General features: G+C 70.9%; 17 protein-coding genes. 14 read left to right on the plus strand and 3 right to left on the minus strand.

Features of this window, described 5'->3' with window-relative positions:
* The first annotated feature begins 53 nt into the window (after positions 1-53).
* Both ABZ624_RS13470 and ABZ624_RS13475 read left to right on the plus strand, forming a co-directional pair.
* The gene (locus tag ABZ624_RS13470; protein WP_360086563.1) at positions 54-2,249 is read left to right on the plus strand and encodes an MMPL family transporter; all 2,196 of its coding nucleotides are present in this window, start codon (positions 54-56) and stop codon (positions 2,247-2,249) included.
* Positions 2,250-2,279: 30 nt separating this feature from the next.
* Positions 2,280-3,356, plus strand: a complete 1,077-nt coding sequence (locus tag ABZ624_RS13475; protein WP_360086566.1) for a zinc-dependent alcohol dehydrogenase family protein — start codon at positions 2,280-2,282, stop codon at positions 3,354-3,356.
* Here ABZ624_RS13475 and ABZ624_RS13480 read toward each other — a convergent pair.
* Positions 3,304-3,867 (minus strand): GNAT family protein, encoded by a 564-nt coding sequence (locus tag ABZ624_RS13480; RefSeq protein WP_360086569.1) that lies wholly within the window; start codon positions 3,865-3,867, stop codon positions 3,304-3,306. The genes ABZ624_RS13475 and ABZ624_RS13480 overlap by 53 nt on opposite strands.
* Positions 3,868-3,918: 51 nt before the next feature.
* The gene (locus tag ABZ624_RS13485; protein WP_360086572.1) at positions 3,919-4,119 is read right to left on the minus strand and encodes a MerR family transcriptional regulator; all 201 of its coding nucleotides are present in this window, start codon (positions 4,117-4,119) and stop codon (positions 3,919-3,921) included.
* Positions 4,120-4,476: 357 nt separating this feature from the next.
* Between ABZ624_RS13485 and iolC the strand changes: the two genes are divergently transcribed.
* The 12 genes from iolC (at position 4,477) to ABZ624_RS13545 (ending at position 18,024) form a co-directional block, all read left to right on the plus strand.
* Positions 4,477-5,427: a 5-dehydro-2-deoxygluconokinase gene (gene iolC, locus ABZ624_RS13490; RefSeq protein WP_360086575.1), complete on the plus strand. Its 951-nt coding sequence runs from the start codon at positions 4,477-4,479 to the stop codon at positions 5,425-5,427.
* Between the two features lie 107 nt (positions 5,428-5,534).
* Entirely contained in the window at positions 5,535-6,404 is an 870-nt protein-coding gene (locus ABZ624_RS13495) for a deoxyribose-phosphate aldolase (RefSeq protein ID WP_360086952.1), read from the plus strand.
* Between the two features lie 7 nt (positions 6,405-6,411).
* Entirely contained in the window at positions 6,412-7,236 is an 825-nt protein-coding gene (gene iolB / locus ABZ624_RS13500; RefSeq protein WP_360086578.1) for a 5-deoxy-glucuronate isomerase, read from the plus strand.
* Positions 7,233-9,110, plus strand: coding sequence for a 3D-(3,5/4)-trihydroxycyclohexane-1,2-dione acylhydrolase (decyclizing) (gene iolD / locus ABZ624_RS13505; protein WP_360086581.1), 1,878 nt, complete (start codon positions 7,233-7,235; stop codon positions 9,108-9,110). Before iolB ends, iolD begins: the two co-directional genes overlap by 4 nt.
* Before the next feature lie 16 nt (positions 9,111-9,126).
* On the plus strand, positions 9,127-10,629 hold the full coding sequence (gene mmsA, locus ABZ624_RS13510) for a CoA-acylating methylmalonate-semialdehyde dehydrogenase (protein ID WP_360086584.1): 1,503 nt from the start codon (positions 9,127-9,129) through the stop codon (positions 10,627-10,629).
* A 303-nt stretch (positions 10,630-10,932) separates the two neighbouring features.
* Positions 10,933-12,345 carry an APC family permease gene (locus ABZ624_RS13515; protein ID WP_360086587.1) on the plus strand — a complete coding sequence of 471 codons (1,413 nt, stop codon included), beginning with the start codon at positions 10,933-10,935 and terminating at the stop codon, positions 12,343-12,345.
* Between the two features lie 115 nt (positions 12,346-12,460).
* Positions 12,461-15,109 (plus strand): CocE/NonD family hydrolase, encoded by a 2,649-nt coding sequence (locus tag ABZ624_RS13520; protein WP_360086590.1) that lies wholly within the window; start codon positions 12,461-12,463, stop codon positions 15,107-15,109.
* Positions 15,106-15,960, plus strand: coding sequence for an ABC transporter permease (locus tag ABZ624_RS13525; RefSeq protein ID WP_360086593.1), 855 nt, complete (start codon positions 15,106-15,108; stop codon positions 15,958-15,960). The genes ABZ624_RS13520 and ABZ624_RS13525 overlap by 4 nt, the downstream gene beginning before the upstream one ends.
* 206 nt (positions 15,961-16,166) lie before the next feature.
* On the plus strand, positions 16,167-16,586 hold the full coding sequence (locus tag ABZ624_RS13530) for a hypothetical protein (protein WP_360086596.1): 420 nt from the start codon (positions 16,167-16,169) through the stop codon (positions 16,584-16,586).
* Positions 16,587-16,932: 346 nt separating this feature from the next.
* Entirely contained in the window at positions 16,933-17,253 is a 321-nt protein-coding gene (locus tag ABZ624_RS13535; RefSeq protein ID WP_360086599.1) for a hypothetical protein, read from the plus strand.
* Between the two features lie 63 nt (positions 17,254-17,316).
* Positions 17,317-17,634 carry a hypothetical protein gene (locus ABZ624_RS13540; RefSeq protein WP_360086602.1) on the plus strand — a complete coding sequence of 106 codons (318 nt, stop codon included), beginning with the start codon at positions 17,317-17,319 and terminating at the stop codon, positions 17,632-17,634.
* Positions 17,635-17,706: 72 nt separating this feature from the next.
* Positions 17,707-18,024, plus strand: coding sequence for a hypothetical protein (locus ABZ624_RS13545; protein WP_360086605.1), 318 nt, complete (start codon positions 17,707-17,709; stop codon positions 18,022-18,024).
* A 149-nt stretch (positions 18,025-18,173) separates the two neighbouring features.
* On the opposite strand, the gene ABZ624_RS13550 is transcribed toward ABZ624_RS13545, so the two are convergent.
* Positions 18,174-18,503: a hypothetical protein gene (locus tag ABZ624_RS13550; RefSeq protein WP_360086608.1), complete on the minus strand. Its 330-nt coding sequence runs from the start codon at positions 18,501-18,503 to the stop codon at positions 18,174-18,176.
* Positions 18,504-18,618 lie beyond the last annotated feature (115 nt).

Here is an 18,618-nt window from a genome sequence, read left to right on the forward strand (position 1 = left end):
TCCGTGCCGCCTGTCCGTGCGGGCACGGTTCGTGGTGAAGGGGACACCGCAAGATGACCGAAGTCAACACGCCACCGCGGACAGCGCAGGGGGCGCCGGAGGAGGCGCCGCCCCGCACCGGCCGCTACACCCGCCTGGTCACCGCGCGGCCACGCCTGTCGCTGCTGGTGGCCCTGCTGCTCACGGCGCTCGCCGTGCTGGCCGGCGGCGGGGTCGCGGACCGCCTCGGCAGTGGAGGCTGGGAGGACCCGGCCGCCGAGTCGACGTACGCGACCAAGGCGCTGGAGCGCGAGTTCCCCGCCTCCCAGCCGAATCTGCTGCTCCTGGTCGACTCGGGCCGCGCCTCGGTCGACGATCCGGCGGTCGCCGCCGAGGCCCGCGACCTGGCCGGCCGGCTGGCGGGGGAGAAGGGTGTGACCGGCGTCGGCTCCTACTGGCAGAGCAGGTCACCGGCCCTGCGCGCCAAGGACGGCCATGAGGCGCTGATCGCCGCGCACATCACCGGCGACGAGACCGCGATGGGCAGAACGCTCGACCGCATCGCACCCCACTACCGGGGCACGCACGGCCCGGTCCAGGTGAAGCTCGGCGGCATCGTCGCCGTCCGGCACGAGATGCAGACGATCATCAAGGAGGACCTGACCCGCGCCGAGCTGATCGCCCTGCCGATCACCCTCGTCCTGCTCGTGATGGTCTTCGGCAGCGCCGTCGCCGCCCTGCTGCCGCTCGGCATCGGCATCGTCGCCATTGTCGGCACCAATGCCGTCCTGCGCGGCATGACGGCCTTCACCGACGTCTCCGTCTTCGCGCTCAACCTCACCACGGCCCTCGGCCTCGGCCTGGCCATCGACTACGCCCTCTTCATCGTCCGCCGCTACCGCGAGGAACTGTCCACGGGCGCAGACCCGTTGACCGCGGTCGGTGCCACCCTGCGCACGGCCGGGCGCACGGTGCTCTTCTCCGCCCTCACCGTGGCGGTGTCCCTGGCCGCCATGATGGTCTTCCCGCAGTACTTCCTGCGGTCCTTCGCCTACGCCGGCATCGCCGTGGTCCTGCTCGCCGCGGCCGCCGCCCTGATCCTGCTCCCGGCCGCACTGGTCCTGCTGGGCCACCGGGTCAACTCCCTGGATCTGCGCCGCCTCCTGCGCCGACGCCGCGATCCGAAGCCCGCCGAGGGGACGGCCTGGGCACGGACCGCCGGTCTGGTGATGCGCCGCGCCCCGCTCTTCGCCCTCGGCACCACCGTCCTGCTGGTCACCCTCGGACTGCCCTTCCTGGGAGTGAGGTTCGGCACCGCCGACGACCGCCAGCTTCCCTCGACCGCCGAGTCCCACGTGGTGCAGGAGCACATCAGGGAAGGCTTCCCCGGCAGCCCCGGCGGCGGCCTGGAGGTCCTCGCTGAGGGCAGGGCCACCGAGTCCCAGTACGCCGCGTACAAGCAGCGGATGGCCGCCCTGCCCGAGGTGGCCCGGGTCGACGGCCCGCTGGTCAAGGGGAACTCCGCCTACTTCGCGGTGCGGCCGAAGGGAGAGGCCGTGGACGAGGCGGCCCAGCGCCTGGTCGGCGACCTGCGCGCCCTGCACGCCCCCTTCAAGGCCGAAGTGACCGGCACGGCTGCCGTCCTCGTCGACACCAGGCACGCGATAGCCCAGCGCCTGCCCTGGGCGGCGGCGTTCATCGCCGTCGTCACCCTCCTGCTGGTCTTCCTGCTCACCGGAAGCGTGCTGATACCCGTGCAGGCCGTGGTGCTCAACGCGCTCAGCCTGACCGCGATGTTCGGCGCCGTGGTCTGGGTCTTCCAGGACGGCCATCTGTCCGACGCCCTAGGCTTCACCAGCTCCGGCTCCATCGAGACCACCCTGCCCGTGCTGATGTTCTGCGTGGCCTTCGGGCTCTCCATGGACTACGGCGTGTTCCTGCTCTCCCGCATCAAGGAGGAGTACGACCGCACGGGCGACCACGACGCGGCGGTACGGCACGGACTCCAGCGCACCGGCGGGCTGATCACCGCGGCGGCGGTCATCCTCGCGGTGGTGATGGTCGCGATCGGCACGTCCCGGGTGACCAACACGAAGATGCTCGGCCTGGGCATCGCGCTCGCCGTTCTGATGGACGCGATGGTCGTCCGGAGTCTGCTGGTACCGGCGATCATGCGGCTCACGGGGAGGGCCACTTGGTGGGCGCCGGCGCCGTTGCGGCGCTTCCACGAGCGGTTCGGTGTCAGCGAGGGTGACCCTCGAAGGACCTAGTCTTCGCGGAGGTTCCCGAAAGGAGCGCGCATGCGAGCCGTCGTCTTCGAACGACACGGCGCCCCCGCCGAGGTGCGAGAGGTGCCCGACCCCCGACCGGCCGACCACGGAGTTGTCGTGCGGGTCGAGGCGACGGGCCTCTGCCGAAGCGACTGGCACGGCTGGATGGGCCACGACCCCGACATCACGCTGCCGCACGTGCCGGGGCATGAACTTGCCGGTGTCATCGAGGCGGTGGGCTCCCGGGTGACCGGATGGCGGCCCGGCGACCGGGTCACCGTACCGTTCGTCTGCGCCTGCGGCACCTGCCCGGCCTGCGCCGCGGGCGACCAGCAGGTGTGCGAACGCCAGACCCAGCCCGGCTTCCACCACTGGGGCTCCTTCGCCGAGTACGTCGCGCTCGACCACGCCGACGTCAATCTGGTGGCGATCCCGGACGGCATGGCGTACTCCACCGCCGCCGCCCTCGGCTGCCGCTTCGCCACCGCCTTCCGTGCGGTGGTGCAGCAGGGCCGGGTGGCGGCGGGGGAGTGGGTCGCGGTGTACGGCTGCGGCGGGGTCGGGCTGTCGGCCGTGATGATCGCGGCGGCGTCGGGGGCACACGTGGCCGCCGTCGACGTGTCACCCGAAGCCCTCGCCCTGGCGCGGAGGTTCGGCGCCGCGGAGTGCGTGGACGCGACCGATGCCGCCGACCCGGCCGCCGCCGTCCGCGAGCTGACCGAGGGCGGTGCCCATCTCTCCCTGGACGCCCTCGGCTCGGTCGCCACCTGCGCGGCCTCCGTGAACGGCCTGCGCAGACGCGGCCGGCACGTCCAGGTGGGGCTGCTGCCCTCGGCCGACGGCACCACCCCCGTTCCGCTGGCCCGCGCCATCGCCCTGGAGCTGGAACTGCTCGGCAGTCACGGCATGGCCGCCCACACCTACCCCGGCATGCTCGGTCTGGTCCGCTCCGGCGTCCTGCGCCCCGACCTCCTGGTGACGTCCACCATCACGCTCGACGCGACACCCGCGGCCCTCGCCGCGATGGGTACGGCACCGGGAGCGGGGGTCACGGTCATCGCCCCGTGGAACCGAGAGCGGCCCACTCCCGGTCCAGGATCGACATGATCACCTCGTCGGCCCAGGCGCCGTCCCGCTGCTGGACCTCCCGCCGTACGCCCTCGACCACGAAACCGGCCTTCTCGTAGACCCGCCGGGCCCGCGCGTTGTGGCCGTACACGTCCAACTGGACACGGTGCAGGCCGAGTTGCTCGAAGCCGTACCCGACGATCAGCCGGGTCGCCTCGGTGCCGATGCCCCGGCCGCGGCCCCGGGGGCCTATGAGGGTGCGGAAGGTGCAGTTCCGGGCGGCCGGATCGTAGTCGTACAGGACGACCTCGCCCAGGACCTCGCCGGTCTCGGGGTCGGTGACGGCCAGGTCGAGACGGTCGGGGGCGGTGGCCCGGGAGCCGTACCAGGACTGCAGCCGCTCCCGGGTGAGTTCGGTGGACGGCTCGAAGGTGAAGCGGATGACCTCGGGGTCGGCGATGATCTCCCACATGATGTCGGCATCGGCCTCGGCGAAGGGCCGCAGGACGGTCTTCCGGCCGGTCAGGGTGGGTTTGACGGAGAAGCTCATGGCATGACTGTGCCCCACCCGGCAGATGGGGCGCAGTCGAATGACGAGCAGTCAGTCCGGCCGGCGGCCGCGGTTGCGGGGCCGGGAGGCGACCCAGGCGCGGACGGTGTCGGCGTACCAGTAGGGCTTGCCGCCCTCCACATGGTCGGGCGGGGGCAGCAGCCCGTGCTTGCGATAGGACCGTACGGTGTCCGGCTGCACTCTGATGTGCGCCGCGATCTCCTTGTAGGACCAGAGCCTTTGGTCGGTCATGAGTTGCACCTCCCTGCGCGCGCCGCAGCGGCGACCGGGAGCGGTCGTCGGGGGAGCCGGGCACTGCGCTGGCGATCACCAAGCCTGTGTCCGGTGAACGACGCAGAGTGACCGGAGGACAGTGCCTGTCGAGAAGGTGTGACGCACAACCGGCGTACATGTGACATGTGTGACGCGGACGGGGTGTTTGTGACACAGCCGCCGCAAAGGCGTACGCCGGGGGCACTGGCCGCGCCGATGCGGGACAGCGAGGAGGAGGGTGACAATGACATCTGGTCCGAATGTCTGGACAAAACATTGACAGGGCTCGGCGTGCGGGACTAGAAAGCCGGGGAGAGCCACGACGAAGGGAAGCCGATGGCCTACGACCTGATCACCATGGGGCGGATCGGAGTTGACCTCTACCCGCTGCAGACCGGTGTCCCGCTCGCCCAGGTGTCGTCCTTCGGCAAGTTCCTCGGCGGGTCGGCGACGAACGTCGCGGTCGCCGCGGCCCGGCTCGGCCGGCACACGGCCGTGATCACCCGTACCGGCGACGACCCGTTCGGCGCCTATCTGCACGAGGCGCTGCGCGGCTTCGGCGTCGACGACCGCTGGGTGACCCCGGTCCCCGGGCTGCCGACCCCGGTCACCTTCTGCGAGGTCTTCCCGCCGGACGACTTCCCGCTCTACTTCTACCGGCAGCCCAAGGCGCCCGACCTGGAGATCGACGCCCATGAGCTGGACCTCGACGCCATCCGTGCGGCCCGTATCTTCTGGGTCACCGGTACCGGCCTGAGCGAGGAGCCCAGTCGTACGGCCACCCTCGCGGCGCTCGCCCACCGGGCGAAGGCGGGCACGACGGTCTTCGATCTCGACTGGCGGCCCATGTTCTGGACCCACCCCGACGAGGCCCGCCCCTTCTACGCCGAGGCCCTGAAGCACACGACCGTCGCCGTCGGAAACCTGGACGAGGTGGAGGTCGCGACCGGCGTGCGCGACCCGCATGCGGCGGCCCGGGCGCTCCTCCAGGCCGGCGTCGAGATCGCCGTCGTCAAACAGGGGCCGAAGGGTGTGCTCGCCGTCAGCCGCGACGGCGACTCGGCCGAGGTACCGCCCCTGCCCGTCCATGTCCTCAACGGCCTCGGCGCCGGGGACGCCTTCGGCGGCTCCCTCTGCCACGGCCTCCTCGAAGGCCGGGACCTGGAGACGATCATGCGGCACGCCAACGCGGCCGGTGCCATCGTCGCCTCCCGCCTGGAGTGCTCCTCCGCGATGCCCACCCCGGACGAGGTGGCCGCCGCGCTCGACGCCGGAGCGGTGCTGTGAGGGCCGGCCGGGTCGCGGGCACGCACACCGAGGGCGGAGCGGGCACCGACGCTCCCACGGCCCCCCGCCGCGAGGGCGCCGCCGGCTCCTCGCGCTTCCGGGTCGACGTGGCCGAACTCGTCCGCGTCCGCACCCACCACCCGGAGGCGATCGCCGAGGCCGCCGTCCGCCGCGCCCGGCGCCCGCTGCTGAACGACCGCGGCCGGCTGATGATCGTCGCCGCCGACCACCCGGCCCGCGGCGCGCTCGGCGTCGGCGACCGCAAACTCGCCATGGCCAACCGTGCCGACCTGCTGGAACGGCTCTGCCTGGCACTGTCCCGGCCCGGCGTCGACGGGGTGCTCGCCACCGCCGACATCCTGGACGACCTGCTGCTGCTCGGCGCCCTCGACCACAAGGTGGTCATGGGCTCCATGAACCGCGGCGGACTGCAGGGGGCCAGCTTCGAGCTGGACGACCGTTTCACCGGGCACCGCCCCGAGGACCTCCAGCGGCTCGGCTTCGACGCGGGCAAGCTGCTGCTGCGCATCGACTACGACGACCCCGGCTCACTGACCACCCTGGAGTCCACCGCCCGCGCCATCGACGAGATGGCCGCGCGCCGGCTGCCGGTCTTCGTCGAGCCGTTCATAAGCCGCCGCACCCCCGAGGGAAAGGTGCGCAACGACCTGTCCGCCGACGCGGTCACCAAGTCCATCGCCATCGCCTCCGGCCTCGGCGGGTCCTCCGCCTACACCTGGCTGAAGGTCCCTGTCACCGAGAACCCCGACGACATGGCCCGCGTGATGGAGACCTCCACCCTCCCGGCCGTGCTCCTCGGAGGCGATGTCGCAGACGACCAGGAGAAGGCGTACGAGAAGTGGCGCGGCGCGCTGCAACTTCCCACTGTGCGCGGCCTGGTGGTCGGCCGCTCACTGCTGTACCCGGCGGACGGCGACGTGGCCGCCGCCGTGGACACCGCCGTAGGACTGCTGTGAGGGCCGTATGACCAGCACCGACCTGCACCTGCCCCGGGGTGCCACCGCGAACGCCCAGTACGCCGTCGACATCGACCCCAAGGCGGCCGGCTGGACGCACAGCAGCCTGCGCGTCGTCGAGTTGGCGCCCGGCGGCAGCCATACGTTCACCACCGGGGACAGCGAGTGGATCGTGCTTCCGCTGCAAGGCGGATGTACCGTACAAATTGAGCAGAGCGAGTTCCAACTCCTGGGACGGGGCAGCGTGTTCGCGGACGTGACCGACTTCGCGTACGCGCCCCGGGACACCCGGGTCCAGATCGCCTCCGGCGCGGGAGGCCGCTTCGCCCTGGCAGGAGCGAAGTGCGAGCGACGACTCCCCGCCCGCTACGGCCCCGCGCCGGAGGTCCCCGTCGAGGAGCGCGGCAGCGGCACGTGCGCCCGCCGGGTGCGCAACTTCGCCTCCGCCGACTCCTTCGACTGCGACAAGCTGATCGCCGTCGAGGTGATCACGCCGGGCGGCAACTGGTCCTCGTACCCGCCGCACAAGCACGACGAGCACCGGCCCGGCGAGGAGTCCGAGCTGGAGGAGATCTACTACTTCGAGATCGACGGCCCGAACGGTCTCGGCTATCAGCGCGTGTTCCCCTCGCGCGAGGGCGGCGCGGACGTCCTCGCCGAGGTCCGCTCCGGCGACGCCGTCCTCGTCCCCGACGGATGGCACGGCCCGTCCATCGCCCAGCCCGGCCACGACATGTACTACCTGAACGTCATGGCGGGTCCGGGCGAGACCCGGGAGTGGCGGATCTGCTTCCACCCCGACCACGTAGAAAGCACAGGGGGCTACCGATGACGATCAGGCTGACCGTCGCCCAGGCACTCGTCCGTTTCCTCGCCGCCCAGTACACCGAACGCGACGGCGAACGGCGGCGGCTGATCGGCGCGACCTGGGGCATCTTCGGCCACGGCAATGTCGCGGGGATCGGCCAGGCACTGATCGAGTACGCCGATGTGATGCCGTACCACCAGGGCCGCAACGAGCAGTCCATGGTGCACGCGGCCGTCGGCTACGCCCGCCAGTCGAACCGCCTGTCCACGCACGCGGTGACCACGTCGATCGGCCCGGGTGCGACCAACCTGGTCACGGGCGCCGCCCTGGCCACCGTCAACCACCTCCCGGTGCTGCTCCTGCCCGGCGACGTCTTCGCCACCCGCCCCGCCGACCCGGTCCTGCAGCAGCTGGAGGTGCCGTACGCGGGTGATGTGTCGGTCAACGACACCCTGCGCCCGGTGTCGAAGTACTTCGACCGCATCGCCCGGCCGGAGGCGCTGATCCCGTCGGCCCTCCAGGCGATGCGGGTCCTGACCGACCCGGTGGAGACGGGCGCGGTCACGCTCGCGATGCCGCAGGACGTGCAGGCGGAGGCCTTCGACTGGCCGGAGGCGTTCTTCGCCGAGCGCGTGTGGACCGTACGACGGCCGGGCGCGGACCCGACCGAGCTGGCCGAGGCGGTCCGCGCGATCCGCACGTCGAGCAGGCCGCTGGTCATCGCGGGCGGCGGCGTCCACCACAGCCGCGCCGAGGCGGCCCTCGCCGAGTTCGCCGCCGCCACCCGCATCCCGGTCGCCTCCACCCAGGCCGGCAAGGGCTCCCTGCGCTACGACCATCCGCAGGACGTCGGCGGCATCGGTCACACCGGCACCGCGACCGCCGACGAACTGGCCCGTACCACGGACCTGGTGATCGGCGTCGGCACCCGGTACACCGACTTCACCACGGCCTCCGGCACCCTCTTCGAGAACCCGGACGTCCGCTTCCTCAACCTCAACATCGCGCCCTTCGACGGCCACAAGCTGGCCGGACTCCCGCTGATCGCGGACGCCCGCAGCGGCCTGGGCGAGCTGACCGAGGCGCTGGCGATGCACGGGCACAAGGTGCCGGACGCGTACGTCGCCGAGTACAGCGAGGACAAGGAGCGCTGGGAGCAGCGCGTCGACGCCTGCTTCGAGGCCGAGGAGATCGACGTACGGCCGACCCAGCCGCAGGTCGTCGGCGCCCTGGACGCCCTGGTGGACGAGTCCGACATCATCATCAACGCGGCCGGCTCGCTCCCGGGTGACCTGCACAAGCTGTGGCGGGCGCGGTCGGCGGACCAGTACCACCTGGAGTACGGCTACTCCTGCATGGGCTACGAGATCCCGGCCGCGCTCGGCGTGAAGCTCGCCGCGCCCGAGCGGAACGTATGGGCGCTGGTCGGCGACGGCACGTATCTGATGATGCCGACGGAGATCGTGACCGCCGTGCAGGAGGGGATCGCGATCAAGGTCCTGCTGGTGCAGAACCACGGGTACGCGTCCATCGGCGGGCTGTCGGAGGCGGTGGGCGGCGAGCGGTTCGGCACCGCCTACCGCTACACCTCGGACGACGGCACCTTCACCGGCGCCCCGCTGCCCGTGGACCTGGCCGCGAACGCGGCCAGCCTGGGCATGCGGGTGCTGCGCGCGAAGACCGTACGCGACCTGCGCGAGGCGCTCGCCGAGGCGCGGGCCGCCGACACTCCCACATGTGTCTACGTGGAGACCGAAACGTCCGACACTGTGTCGGGCGCGCCTCCGGCGCAGGCCTGGTGGGATGTTCCTGTGGCCGAGACCGCGACCCGACCGTCCGCGGTCAAGGCACGTGAGCTGTACGAACGGCACGTCTCGACCCGACGCCGCCATCTGTGAGAAGGAGTCTCTGGGCATGACGAAGATCGTCAACCACTGGATCGGCGGGAAGACCGTCGAAGGCGCGTCGGGCACGTACGGGCCGGTCACCGACCCGGCGACCGGCGCGGTCACCACGAAGGTCGCGTTCGCGTCGGTCGAGGAGGTGGACGCGGCGGTAGCGGCCGCCAAGGACGCCTTCACGACCTGGGGTCAGTCCTCGCTGGCCCAGCGGACCAACATCCTCTTCACGTTCCGCGCGCTGCTCGACGCCCACCGCGACGAGATCGCCGAGCTGATCACCGCCGAGCACGGCAAGGTGCATTCGGACGCGCTCGGCGAGGTGGCGCGCGGCCTGGAGATCGTGGACCTGGCCTGCGGTATCAACGTCCAGCTGAAGGGCGAGCTGTCGATGCAGGTCGCGAGCCGCGTGGACGTCTCCTCCCTCCGCCAGCCGCTCGGTGTCGTCGCCGGCATCACGCCGTTCAACTTCCCGGCGATGGTCCCGATGTGGATGTTCCCGATCGCCATCGCGTGCGGCAACACGTTCGTGCTGAAGCCGAGCGAGAAGGACCCGTCGGCGTCGGTCCGGATCGCCGAGCTGCTGGCCGAGGCCGGGCTGCCGGACGGCGTGTTCAACGTCGTGCACGGCGACAAGGTGGCCGTCGACCGCCTCCTGGAGCACCCGGACGTCAAGGCCGTCTCCTTCGTCGGCTCGACCCCGATCGCCCGCTACATCCACACCACGGCCTCCGCCGCCGGCAAGCGCGTGCAGGCCCTCGGCGGCGCCAAGAACCACATGCTGGTGCTGCCCGACGCCGACCTGGACGCGGCGGCGGCCGCGGCGGTCTCGGCGGCGTACGGCTCGGCGGGCGAGCGCTGCATGGCCATCTCGGCCGTCGTGGCGGTCGGCGCGATCGGCGACACGCTGGTGGAGAAGATCCGCGAGCGCGCCGAGAAGATCAAGATCGGTCCGGGCAACGACCCGGCGTCCGAGATGGGCCCGCTGATCACCAAGGCGCACCGCGACAAGGTGGCGTCGTACGTCTCCGGGGCCGCGGACGAGGGTGCCGAGGTGGTCCTGGACGGTACCGGCCACACCGTCGAGGGCTTCGAGGACGGCCACTGGATCGGCATCTCGCTGCTGGACAAGGTGCCGACCAGCGCCAAGGCCTACCAGGACGAGATCTTCGGCCCGGTGCTGTGCGTCCTGCGCGTCGACACGTACGAGGAGGGCGTGGCCCTCATCAACGCCTCGCCGTTCGGCAACGGCACCGCGATCTTCACCCGGGACGGCGGCGCGGCCCGGCGCTTCCAGCTGGAGATCGAGGCGGGCATGGTCGGCGTGAACGTCCCGATCCCGGTCCCCGTCGGCTACCACTCCTTCGGTGGCTGGAAGGACTCGCTCTTCGGCGACCACCACATCTACGGCAACGACGGCACGCACTTCTACACCCGCGGCAAGGTCGTCACCACCCGCTGGCCCGACCCGGCCGACGCCCCGGCGGGCGTGGACCTGGGCTTCCCGCGCAACCACTGAGTGGCGTCGCGAGCGCCGCCGAGGCCGTCCGTTATACGGACGGCCTCATTTTTTTACGGCGGGGTGCTGCGGTTCCCGTACGCCCGGAAAAGGCACGGCACCCGGAGCAATTGGCGCGTGATTCGGTTTGTAGATCGCGATTTTGCTGCGGATTCCGTAGGTGAACACCCATTGACGCGGCGGTTTTCGTGGGGGTTCTCTATTCAGCGCCGGGAGCGGACGAGTGAGCGTACGACGATCCGCCGGAGGCGATAGCGCTCCCGGGCCCCACCCTCAGTCACACGAGTCGATCGGAACCGCCGCATGACCGACACGCTCCGCCCTGTCGACACAGCCGTCGTAGACGCTTCTGACAGCCCACAGAAGCTCAAGCGTTCGATCGGCATCGTCGGCGGCACCCTGCTCACGCTCTCGTGCGTCACGCCCGCCTCCACGCTCTTCGTGATCGTGCCCGACCTGTTCTCCAGCCTGGGCACCGCGACGGCGCTCTGTATCGCCATCGGCGCGCTGCTCTGTATCCCCGTGGCGTTCTGCTATTCGGAGCTGGGCACCCTCATCCCCAGCGCGGGCGGCGAGTACGCCATCGTCTCCACCCTGGCCGGGCGGCTCGCCGGCTGGCTGGCCTTCGTGATGTCACTGCTCGTCGTGATGATCGTCCCTCCGGTCATCGCGATGGGCACCGCGGACTACCTCGCCCCGGTCATCCACCTCGACCCGTCCTGGACGGGCGCCGGCGTGATGATCGCGGCCACCCTCGCCGGCCTGCTGGACCTGCGCGCCAACGCCTGGATCACCGGCATCTTCCTGGTGCTGGAGGTCGTCGCCGCCGGTGTGGTGGCCGTGCTCGGCTTCAGTCACCCGCACCGCGGGGTGAGCAGCCTCGGCTCGCTGCAGGTCGCCGGTGAGCACGCGCACGTCAACCCCGTCACGGCCATGATGGTCGTCTCCGGGCTCGCCATCGCCCTCTTCGTCACCCAGGGCTTCTCCACCGCCGTCTACCTCTCCGAGGAACTGGAGAACCCGCGCCGCAACGTCGCCCGTACCGTCCTCGCGACGCTCGCCATCTCCAGTGTGGTCATCCTGGTGCCGGTCGCCGCGATCACCGTGGGCGCCGGTGACCTGAAGAGCCTGACCGGCGGCGACATCAGCAGCATGGTCATCGCCTGGAGCAACTCGGCCGTCGGCACCTTCGTCAGCCTGTGCGTCGCCCTCGCGATCATCAACGCGGGCATCGTCATGGTCATCCAGAACTCCCGCGTCCTGTTCGCCTCCGCCCGCGACAAGGCCTGGCCCGCGCCGGTCAACAAGGCCCTTTCCAAGCTGGGCCGGTTCGGCTCCCCGTGGGTCGCCACCCTCGTCGTCGGCGTCCCCGGCGCCTTCCTCTGCTTCGTCAACCTCGACACGCTCTACGGCGTCACCGGGGTCGCCGTCACCGGCCTGTACCTGCTGGTCGCGGTGGCGGCGCTGCTCGCCCGGCGCGGGGCGCACGGCGGCAGGCAGGCGTGGCGGATGCCGCTGTGGCCGGCCATGCCGGTCCTGCTGATCGCGGTCCTCGTCTACATCCTGGCCGAGCAGGACCCGTCGTACCTGTGGTGGACCGGCGGCATCACCGCCGTCGCCACCCTCTACTGGGCCTTCTACCTCCGCCCGCGCCGCGAGACCCGCTGGCTGGTGTCCCTGCCGGAGGACATGCAGACAGAGGAGGCGGTGGCGTAAGGCTGCCGTACCGCGCCTGCTGTACGCCGGGCCCGCCCCGTAGTCCCCGGGGAGGGCCCGGCATTCAGCCCACCGGCTGCCCCGGTTGTCGGTGGCCGCCCGTACCGTTGAGTGCATGGATCTTCGGGTGCCTTCCGTGCGGGGGCTGCTCAAGGGGCCGCGCCGGCTGTTCGCCGCCGCGGCCGCCGTCGTGGTGCTCGCCGGTGCCGGCACCTGGACGGCCGCCGCATCCGGTGACGCGCCCCCGGTGCACAGGACCGACCAGCTCATGGCGGTGGACGGCGTCCGCCTGGACACGTCGTTCTTCACCCCGGCCACCGCCGGCCGGCACCCCGCGGTCCTGCTGGCGCACGGCTTCGGCGGCAGCAAGGACGACCTGCGCGAGCAGGCCGAGGACCTCGCCCGGGACGGCTACGCGGTCCTGACCTGGTCCGCGCGCGGCTTCGGCAGGTCCACCGGAAGGATCGGGCTCAACGACCCGAAGGGCGAGGTCGCCGACGTCTCCCGGCTCATCGACTGGCTGGCGAAGCAGCCCCAGGTCCGGCTCGACAAGCCGGGCGACCCGCGCGTGGGCATGGCCGGCGGCTCCTACGGCGGCGCGGTCTCGCTGCTCGCCGCGGGATACGACCACCGGGTCGACGCCATCGCCCCGGCCATCACCTACTGGAACCTCGCCGACGCCCTGTTCCCGAACGGCGTCTTCAAGAAGCTGTGGGCCGGTGTCTTCGTCAACACCGGCGGCGGCTGCGACCGCTTCGAGCCGGCGCTGTGCCGGATGTACGACAGGGTCGCCGAGTCCGGCACCCCGGACGCGGCGGCCCGCCAGATACTCGAGGCCCGCTCACCGTCCGCCGTCGGCTCCCGCATCAAGGTGCCCACGCTGCTCATGCAGGGCCAGACGGACTCCCTGTTCACCCTCGCCCAGTCCGACGCGGCGCAGAAGGCGATCCGGGCGAACGGCGCCCCCGTGGACGTCGACTGGATCGCGGGCGGCCATGACGGCGGCGACATGGAGACCGGCCGGGACCAGGCACGCGTGCGTGCGTGGTTCGACCGGTATCTGAAGGGCGACGAGAACACCGGCACCGGCCCGGCCTTCCGGATCACCCGCACCGGAGGCGTGAACTCCACCGACGGCACGGCCCAGCTGCGCGGCGCGAGCGCCGCCGCCTACCCCGGCCTGCGCGACCACCCGCGCGGCATCGCCCTGACCGGCGGCACCCAGCACCTCGCCAACCCGGCCGGCGCCGGCCCGCCCGGCGTCTCCGCGCTGCCCGGTCTCGGCGGCACGGGCGGCCTGAGCCGGCTGTCCGCGCTCGGTCTCGGCGTCTCCCTGGACTTCCCCGGTCAGTACGCGAAGTTCGACTCCGCGCCGCTCACCCGCGACCTGCAGATCACCGGCACCCCGACCGCGACCGTCCACCTCACCTCGACCAGCGACGACGCCGTCCTGTTCGGCAAGGTCTACGACGTCGGCCCCGACGGCACCCAGCAGGTGCTGCCCGCCCAGCTCGTCGCCCCCTTCCGGGTGGCCGGCGCCAAGGCCGGCAAGGACGTCACGCTCACCCTCCCGGCGATCGACCACGAGGTGCAGAAGGGCCACCGGCTCCGCCTGGTCCTCGCCTCCACCGACCTCGGCTACGCCTCACCGGCCGCCCCGGCCACCTACACCGTCTCCCTCAGGAGCGACCTGAGCGTGCCGACGGCCCCGTCCGTCACCACCGCCGCGGCGCCCCTGCCCGCCTGGGTGTGGTGGCTGCCGGTGGCCGCGGCGGGAGCCGCGCTCGCCCTGCTGCTCACCGCCCGCCGCCGTACGGCCGGCCCCGCGCCCGATCCCGAGCTGGCCGAAGTCCCGCTGCTGATCAGGGACTTGAGCAAGCGGTACGCGAAGTCCGCCGACCGGTACGCGGTGCGGGAGCTGTCCTTCCGCGTCGAGAAGGGCCAGGTGCTCGGCCTGCTCGGGCCCAACGGCGCGGGCAAGACCACCACCCTGCGCATGCTGATGGGCCTGATCACCCCGGACGCCGGCGAGATCCGCGTCTTCGGTCACGCCATCCGGCCCGGCGCGCCCGTGCTGTCCAGGGTCGGCGCCTTCGTGGAGGGCGCGGGCTTCCTGCCGCATCTGTCCGGCCGGGCCAACCTGGAGCTGTACTGGCAGGCCACCGGCCGCCCGCCCGAGGACGCCCACCTGGACGAGGCCCTGCAGATCGCCGGGCTCGGCGACGCGCTCGCCCGCGCGGTGCGCACCTACTCCCAGGGCATGCGCCAGCGCCTCGCCATCGCCCAGGCCATGCTCGGCCTGCCCGATCTGCTCATCCTCGACGAGCCCACCAACGGCCTCGACCCGCCCCAGATCCGCGAGATGCGCGAGGTGATGATCCGCTACGCGGCCGGCGGCCGTACGGTGATCGTCTCCAGCCATCTCCTCGCCGAGGTGGAGCAGTCCTGCACCCACCTGGTCGTCATGGACCGCGGCCGGCTCGTCCAGGCCGGCCCGGTCGGCGAGATCGTCGGCTCCGGCGACACCCTGCTCGTCGGCACCGCCGGCCCGGTGGAGGAGCCGGTCGTGGAGAAGGTGGCCGCGCTGCCCGGCGTCGCCTCCGCGGTGCGCACCGACGACGGACTGCTGATCCGGCTCGATCCCGGCGGCACGGCCGAGCGGCTGGTCGTGGAGCTGGTGCGGCTGGAGGTGCCCGTCGCCTCGGTCGGTGCGCACCGCCGCCTGGAAGACGCCTTCCTCACCCTGATCGGAGGTTCCGCATGAGCACGCTCACCGAGGTCGCCTCCGGTTACCGGACGCGGCACACCCTGCCCCTCCGGGTCGAGCTGGTCCGCCAGCTCAAGCGGCGCCGCACCCTGGTCATGGGCGCGATTCTCGCGCTCCTGCCGTTCGTGCTGCTGATCGCCTTCGCCGTCGGCGGTGACCCGGGCGGCCGGAACAACCAGATCACCCTGATGGACACGGCCACCGCGTCCGGCGCCAACTTCGCCGCGGTGAACCTGTTCGTCTCGGCCGGCTTCCTGCTCGTCATCCCGGTCGCCCTGTTCTGCGGGGACACGGTCGCCTCGGAGGCGAGCTGGTCCTCCCTGCGCTATCTGCTCGCCGCGCCCGTGCCGCGGGCCCGGCTGCTGTGGTCCAAGCTGGTCGTGGCGCTCGGGCTGAGTCTCGCCGCGATGCTCCTGCTCCCGGTGATCGCCCTCGCCGCCGGTACGGCGGCCTACGGCTGGGGCCCGCTGCAGATCCCCACCGGAGGCGCGCTGGACCCCGGTACGGCGCTGCAGCGCCTGGCGGTGACCGTGGCGTACATCTTCGTGTCCCAGCTGGTCACCGCGGGGCTCGCGTTCTGGCTGTCGACGAAGACCGACGCCCCGCTCGGCGCGGTCGGCGGCGCGGTCGGCCTGACCATCGTCGGCAATGTCCTGGACGCCGTCACCGCCCTCGGCCACTGGCGTGACTTTCTGCCCGCGCACTGGCAGTTCGCCTGGGCCGACACCGTCCAGCCGCACCCCGAGTGGACCGGCATGATCCAGGGGACGGCGATCTCCCTGAGCTATGCACTCGTGCTCTTCGCCCTGGCCTTCCGCGGGTTCGCCCGAAAGGACGTGGTGTCGTAGCTTTCCCGCGGAATTCCCACACTAGAAGCACCATACGATCAATCGATTCGCCGACCAGATGTGAATACCTCTGTGTAAAACCCGGGAATGCGCTCCTTCACTCCCATGGCATTCATGCGTATGGAGTAGTGCGTCGCTTCGGGCGGACTGCGGACTGCTATGTTCTGCGTCTGTCGGATCAGAGGTAACTTCAAGTGAGGTGAATCATGAAGAAAGCAGTTTTCACAACTGCGGCGTTGGCGATCGGCGCGAGTCTCGTGGGTGGCTCCGCCGTCGCGGCCTCGGCCGCCGGTAAGACGCCGGCCCACGAGACCGGTCCGCTCGGCCTCATGTCCCAGACCGAGGTGACTCCGGCGCTCGTACCCGCGGCCGACACCGTGATGCGGGTGGCCAAGCAGGGCAACCTCACCAAGGGCAGCGCGTTCGACACGAACCAGGCGTCGTCGGTCACCGGCAAGAACAAGGCCGCGAAAATCTCCGGCGTATATCTGGACGGTATGGGGCGCAGCACCAACAAGAAGCCCGCAATTCCGGTGAAAAACCCGCTCGGAACCGGATCCGTTCAGCTCCACCCGCTGAATGGGCCGACCAGTGCCGGGGTCGGTAGCCTGCTCAATCAGGGGTGACGCGGAAACCGTCAGGAGTCGGCGTGACCGGGATTCTGAGACTCTGATCCGGTTCCCTCGCCAGAGACCCGACACCGCAGTGCCGCGCACCCACCCCGGCGCCGATGTCGTGCCGCACACACGCCACAAACCTGTCCGGCCCACTGGATTCCTCCTTGCCAGTGGGCCGGACGCATGTCGGCGTTCACTTCGGGCCCGGGCAGCTCCCTATGAATCGGTGCACGGCCCCGTTCCGCCATCCGGTGGAATCCGCCCGGTATGCCCGGTGTCCGCGTGACTTTTCGCCGCATATTTCGGTTTCTTGCTATGTAAGCGCGGCTTACCGTGAATCCAGGAAGGAACCGAGTTGACCAGGAAGTTCGCGGTCATCACTGCACTCGCCCTCAGCGCCGTCTGCGGCAGCGCTGGCGTTGCCTCCGCCCACTCGAACACGACCAACGCCACTGGTGGCAACGGCTTCTCGGAGTCTCCGGTCGTCGTGAACGCCCCTCAGCAGGGTGTGCTTGTCGTCAACGGCACCCTCATCGATGGTCGCTGCATCGCGCCGTGGTCGAACGGTGCCGTCCTCGGCGGCGTCGTTCCGCCGAACTCGCACTACGCCGCCTGCAACACGGCTGCGGTCGACCAGTCGCAGCGCGCCGCATACCAGGGCGGCCTGCTCTTCTGACCCCTGCTTCGAGCAATTCCGAGCAGGTGAACCCCCCGAAACGCAGTCCGGAAAGGACATCACATGCGTAACAAGGTTACGGCCATCTCCGCCCTCGCCGCGGGTGTCGTCCTGGCGGCCGCCGGTACCGCCGCAGCCGACAACTGCACCACTGTCACGGGCGGCAAGGGCTTTTCCTCCTCCCCGGTCGTCGTGAACGCCCCCCAGCAGGGTGTTGCCGTCGTCAACGGCAACGCCGTCGACCTGCGCTGCGTCGCGCCGTGGTCGAACGGTGCCGTCCTCGGCGGGGTCGTCGCGCCGAACTCGCACTACGCCGCATGCAACACGGCCGCGGTCGACCAGTCGCAGCGCGCCGGCTACGCGGGCGGCCTGCTCTTCTGAACTCCCCACGCTCCGAACGGTTCGGAGCAGGGCAGACGTCCCTCCCCGTCACTCACCCGAAAGGCGCAACTCATGCGTAAGAAGGTTACGGCCCTCAGCGTCCTGGCTGCGGGCATCGTCCTGGCGGCCGGCGGTACCGCTGCTGCCGACAACAGCACCACCGTCACCGGCGGCGACGGCTTCTCGGAGTCGCCGATCGTCGTGAACGCTCCGCAGCAGGGCATCGCCGTCGTCAACGGCTCCCTGGTCGACGGCCGCTGCATCGCGCCGTGGTCGAACGGTGCCGTCCTCGGCGGGGTCGCGGCGCCGAACTCGCACTACGCCGCATGCAACACGGCCGCGGTCGACCAGACGCAGCTGGCACCCTACGTCGGTGGCTTCCTGTTCTGAGCGGTCTAAGCCTGGCGGCCCGCCGAGTCTCGGCGGGCCGCTGTCGGCTTTTCTGTTCGTGTATCTGTTTCGTGTATCTGTTCCGCGTACAAGGAAAGGCCGGCTCCGAGGACAACGGAGCCGACCCGAAAGCCCGGTGGGCGCGTCTTCTACTTGAGGACCGGAAGCGCGGCGGCCGCCTTGCCGTTCTTGAGAACCGGAAGTGCGGCGGGCGCCTTGCCGTTGATGGGGTTCGGCAGGGTGCCGCCGAAGACGGGGGTCTTGACGACACCCGACCTCTTCACGCCCTCCGTCGTGCTCTTGACGTCGCTGGCCAGTTCGCCCGTCGGGAGGTCGGCTGCGTGAGGGAGAGTGCGGGCAACCGTCTTCCCGTCATCGATGAGGCCCTGCGCCGGTACGTCCGCCGCGAAAGCCGGCGCCGCGGCGCCCGCCATGGCCAGGGTGCCGACAACGATGGCGGCAGCCTTCAGACTCTTCATTGTGTTCCTTTCTCTCGCTTCCGCTGGGCTAACGAGAGAGGGGCGCCACGGGAAACTCCGTTGACCACAAGTTCCCCGGAACTCATACATCCTGAACGACATCACAGAGATTCTT

The sequence above is a fragment of the Streptomyces sp. NPDC007205 genome (assembly GCF_040634095.1).
Taxonomy (GTDB): Bacteria; Actinomycetota; Actinomycetes; order Streptomycetales; family Streptomycetaceae; genus Streptomyces.